The 4,490-nt window shown below is 72.4% G+C and carries 3 protein-coding genes; 2 read left to right on the top strand and 1 reads right to left on the bottom strand.

Going from position 1 to position 4,490, the window contains the following annotated elements; genetic code table 11:
• Positions 1-84: 84 nt before the first annotated feature.
• Positions 85-1,299, bottom strand: coding sequence for an acyl-CoA dehydrogenase family protein (locus GT354_RS32770; RefSeq protein ID WP_161360008.1), 1,215 nt, complete (start codon positions 1,297-1,299; stop codon positions 85-87).
• A 301-nt stretch (positions 1,300-1,600) separates the two neighbouring features.
• On the opposite strand from GT354_RS32770, the gene GT354_RS32765 reads away from it, so the two are divergent.
• Together GT354_RS32765 and GT354_RS32760 are read left to right on the top strand one after the other, a co-directional pair.
• Positions 1,601-2,623 (top strand): ADP-ribosylglycohydrolase family protein, encoded by a 1,023-nt coding sequence (locus GT354_RS32765; protein WP_161360007.1) that lies wholly within the window; start codon positions 1,601-1,603, stop codon positions 2,621-2,623.
• An 86-nt stretch (positions 2,624-2,709) separates the two neighbouring features.
• Positions 2,710-4,197 (top strand): phosphatase PAP2 family protein, encoded by a 1,488-nt coding sequence (locus GT354_RS32760; protein WP_161360006.1) that lies wholly within the window; start codon positions 2,710-2,712, stop codon positions 4,195-4,197.
• The last annotated feature ends 293 nt before the right edge of the window (positions 4,198-4,490 follow it).

Raw genomic sequence — 4,490 nt, 5'->3', positions numbered from 1 at the left:
GGGCCAGGCATCGGCCCCGCCGCCCGGGGCCGCGCGGTAGGTGGCCGACGCCACCGTCGGCGCGCCCGGGCCGGCGGCGTCGGGTCAGCGGATCGGGACGTTCGACAACGTGCGGGCGATGACCAGGCGTTGGATTTCGCTGGTGCCTTCGAAGATGGTGTAGATGGCGCTGTCGCGGTGCATGCGTTCGACCGGGTATTCGCGGGTGTAGCCGTTGCCGCCGAGGATCTGCATCGCGGCGGCGGTGACCCATTTGGCGGTTTCGCCGGCGTAGAGCTTGGACATCGAGCCCTCGGCCGCCTTGAAGGGCTGTTGGTTCGCGGCCATCCACGACGCGCGCCACGTGAGCAGGCGGGCCGCGTCGATGCGGGTGCGCATGTCGGCGATGGTGAAGGCGACGCCCTGGTTGTCGATGATGGGGCGGCCGAATTGTTCGCGGGTCTGCGCGTAGTCGAGGGCGACCTCGTACGCGGCCCGCGCGATGCCGACCGCCTGGGCCGCGACCGCCGGGCGGGACGACTCGAACGTGGCCATCGCGGCGTTGCCGCGGCCCGACGAGCCGGACTTGGCGCGGGCGATGCGCTCGTCGAGCTTGTCCTTGCCGCCCAACAGGCAACTGCCGGGGACGCGCACGTTGTCCAGCACGACCTCGGCGGTGTGCGACGCGCGGATGCCGTGCTTCTTGAACTTTTGGCCCTGGGACAGGCCGGGCGTGTTCGGCGGGATCACGAAACTGGCCTGGCCGCGCGAGCCGAGCGAGGGGTCGACGGTGGCGACCACGACGTGGATGTGGGCGATGCCGCCGTTGGTGGCCCACGTCTTGACGCCGTTGAGCACCCAGTCTCCGGTGGCTTCGTCGAAGGCGGCCCGGGTGCGCATGGCCCCGACGTCGGAGCCGGCGTTGGGCTCGGACGAGCAGAACGCGGCGACGCGGACGTCCTCGGGAGTGCCGAACATCTGCGGCGCCCACTCGAACAGTTGCTCCTGGGTGCCGTTGGCGACCAGGCCCGCGGCGGCGAGCGTGGTGCCGGTGAGCGCCAGGCCCAGACCGGCGTCGCCCCAGAAGAGCTCCTCCATGATCAGCGGGATGCCCAGGCCGGTGGTGTCGAACGCCTGGGTGGTGAAGAAGTCGAGCGAGTACAGGCCGATCTTGGCGGCCTCCTGGATGATCGGCCAGGGGGTCTCCTCGCGTTCGTCCCATTCGGCGGCGGCGGGGCGCAGGACGTCGGCGGCGAAAGTGTGTACCCAGTCGCGGACGGTTTCCTGGTCGTCGGTCAGGGCGAGGGAGAAAGCGGTCATGGGTGGGTCTGCCCCCGGGCGTCGAGATTTGTTACCGGCTGGTAGCTGGAGTGTGTCGCCGCACACTCGGGGGCGTCAAGGGGCCGCACGGGGGTCGGCGTCGTTTGCTTCCCGCGCCGGCGTCGGATCCGACGGGGCGTCGAATCCCCCGCCGATGCCGGATCAGGCGCCGACGCCGCGTGAGGTTGCTCCTACCGACAGTGCACGAGGTGTCCCCGGGGTGCCCCCGAGGAGCCGCCCATGCCCGCACGCATCGCCCCGCAGCCGGCAGGCTGTGCCTTTGGCACGGAGGGGGTACGCGATGACGGTCGACAACGCGGAGCGGGTGCGCGGCAGCATGTTCGGATTGGCCTACGGAGACGCATTGGGGGCGCCGACCGAGTTTTTGAGCTACGCGGAGATCGTGCGCCGCCACGATCTGCCGGGGCCGTTGGACCTCGTGGGTACGCCCGCGTTGGTCACCGACGACACCCAGATGGCACTTGCGGTCGCGCATGCCGTGCTGGACGCGCGCGTGGACGGCGGGGCGTTGCGGCCGGACACGTTCGGGCGGCGGCTCGTCGAGCGGTACCTGACGTGGTGGGACTCGCCCGACAACACTCGGGCGCCGGGGCACACGTGCATGTCGGCGTGCGAGGAACTGGCCAAGGGCCGGCCCTGGATCGAGGCCACCCGGCGCGGTTCCAAGGGATGTGGGGCCAACATGCGGGTCACCCCGCTGGGTCTGCTCGACGGGATCGACGAGGCGACGCGGTGCGGGGCGGCGCAGTTGCAGTCGGCGATCACGCACGGGCATCCCACCGCGACGGCGGCGGCGGACCTGACCGCAGCGGCCGTACACGCGCTGCGCGGCGGGGTGGCGATCGCCGACCTGCCCGCGTATCTGCGCGACCACGCCCGGGCCCAGTGCGAGGTGTATCGGGGCGACTGGTTGGGCGACGAGCTGTGGCGGGGTCCGTTCGCGGACTCGCCGGAGGGGTTCGCCGCGCGTGGTTGGGGCGAGTGTCTGGGCGTCCTGGACCGGTTGGACCAGGCCGTGGCGGAAGGCGACCGCCGCTCGGATCCGTGTCGGGTTACGGGGGCCGGGTGGATCGCCGAGGAGGCGTTGGCGACCGCCGTGCTGTGCGTGGTGCTGTACGCGGACGACCCGCGGTCGGCGCTCGCGCGGGCGGCGGCGACGTCCGGCGACTCGGATTCGATCGCCGCGTTGGCGGGCGCGATGCTCGGCGCCGTGTACGGCATGGACGGGTGGCCGGACGAGTGGCTGGAACGGATCGAGTATCGCGAGGAGTTGGACGCGGTGTCGGCGGCGTTTGCCCGCTGAGCGGTTTCCTGCCCGGATCACGCCGGGTGGGTCGGGTGTGACGAGAGTCGTGGTGTGTGGTGAAGGTAGCGGGTAGTGATGGCGCCATGGGAAAGATCCATGCCGCCGATCGGGCGGCATTCGCGTGGGTGGCGACGCATCATGTGCCGTGGGCGAACAAGGCATTGCCCGCCTTGTCGCGCGCGGCCAACCATTCGCGTCTGTGGGCGGTGACCGGGGCGGGAATGGCCCTGTCGGGAGGTCGGAGCGGGCGGCGGGCCGCGTTGCGCGGTCTGGGCGCGGTCGCGTTGGCGTCCACGGTGAGCAACGTGGTGCTCAAGAGTTGGGTGCGCCGGCCGCGTCCGGTGATCGACGCGGTGCCGCTGTCGCGGCGGTTGCAGCGGCAGCCGTGGACGACGTCGTTCCCTTCCGGGCATGCCGCGTCGGCCGCCGCGTTCGCCACGGGCGTGGCGCTGGAGTCGCGGCCGCTGGGGATCGCGGCGGGGGCGTTGGCGGGCGGCGTGGCGTTCTCGCGCGTGTACACGGGGGTGCACTACCCCGGTGACGTGCTCGCCGGGGCGGCCATGGGCGCGGGGCTGGCCCTGGTGACGCTGCGGTGGTGGCCGACTCGCCCGGCCGAGGCGGCGAAGGCGCCGCACGCGCGTACCTCGGTCCCGGCGTTGGGCGAGGGCGAGGGCCTGGTCGTGGTGGTGAACTCCTCCGCCGGGCCCGAGGGCGATACCGCGCAGCGGCTGCGCGAGTTGCTGCCCGGGGCCAAGATCGTCGAGCGCGGCCCGGACGGCGACCTGGTGGCGTTGCTGGGCCAGGCCGCGGATCAGGCGCGGGTGTTGGGGGTCGCGGGCGGCGACGGCAGCGTGAACTGCGCGGCCCGGATCGCGCTGGAGCGCGACATGCCGCTCGCGGTGTTCCCGGCGGGCACGCTCAACCACTTCGCGGGTGACCTGGGGTTGATCCGGCTCGACGACACGGTGGCGGCGCTGTCGGCGGGCGAGGCGGTGGCGGTGGACGTGGCCGAGTTGCAGCGCGACCACTCGCACGCGTTCTCCGACGACGGGCAGGAGATGGGCCCGGAGTTGTTCCTCAACACGTTCTCGCTGGGCGTGTACCCGGATCTGGTGCGCTTTCGGGAAGAGCTGGAGGGCAAGATCGGCAAGTGGCCGGCGATGCTGGTCGGCCTGGTCCGCGTGCTGCGTGACGCGGGGCCGGTGAAGATGCGCGTGAACGGGCGGCCGCGGTCGCTGTGGCTGTTGTTCCTGGGCAACGGCGAGTACGCGCCGGAGGGGTTCGCGCCGACGTATCGGCCGAACCTGACCGACGGGCTGTTGGACGTGCGGATCGTGGACGCGTCGCGGCCGTTGGCGCGCACCCGTCTGGTGGCGGCGGTGCTGTCGGGCACGCTCGGACGCTCGCGGGTGTACGAGGCGTCGACCGCGCGCACGGTGCGGATCTCCGAGATCCAGGAGGGCGCGGAACTGGCGGTGGACGGCGAAGTCCGGCCGGGTGCTTCGCAGTTGCGGGTGGCCAAGGGTCGCCGGCTGGTGGTGTATCGGCCGGACGGGGCGCTGCGCGACTGAACGCGTCCGGTTCGGTGGAAACCGCGGCCCCCGTATCCCGCGTGATGGGGGTGCGGGGGTCGCTGCGCGCGGCACCGCTACGGTGTGGGCCGCCGGTCGATGGACCGGTTTCGGATGCGGGCGTGGATCGGTTGATCGGGGGGCGTTGTGGCGGGTTCCGGAGCGATATCCGGCTCGGCGGAGCGGTTGGCCGCGGTGTTGGCGGCGGGGCGGCTCGCCGCGGGTGTGATGTCGATGGTGGCGCCGAGTGTCGGCGGGGCGTGGTTGCGGCCGACGGCGGCCCGTGAGCAGTC

The sequence above is a fragment of the Streptomyces sp. SID3343 genome, assembly GCF_009865215.1.
In the GTDB taxonomy this organism is placed as follows: domain Bacteria; phylum Actinomycetota; class Actinomycetes; order Streptomycetales; family Streptomycetaceae; genus Embleya.
The sequence above is the reverse complement of the archived record's forward strand: the minus strand, read 5'-3'. Positions and strand labels throughout refer to the sequence as shown.

Excerpts from the sequence above, each read along its gene's own strand:
- GT354_RS32765 (WP_161360007.1), top strand. The coding sequence starts at position 1,601 with ATGACGGTCGACAACGCGGAGCGGGTGCGCGGCAGCATGTTCGGATTG.
- GT354_RS32770 (WP_161360008.1), bottom strand. The coding sequence starts at position 1,299 with ATGACCGCTTTCTCCCTCGCCCTGACCGACGACCAGGAAACCGTCCGC.
- GT354_RS32760 (WP_161360006.1), top strand. The coding sequence starts at position 2,710 with ATGGGAAAGATCCATGCCGCCGATCGGGCGGCATTCGCGTGGGTGGCG.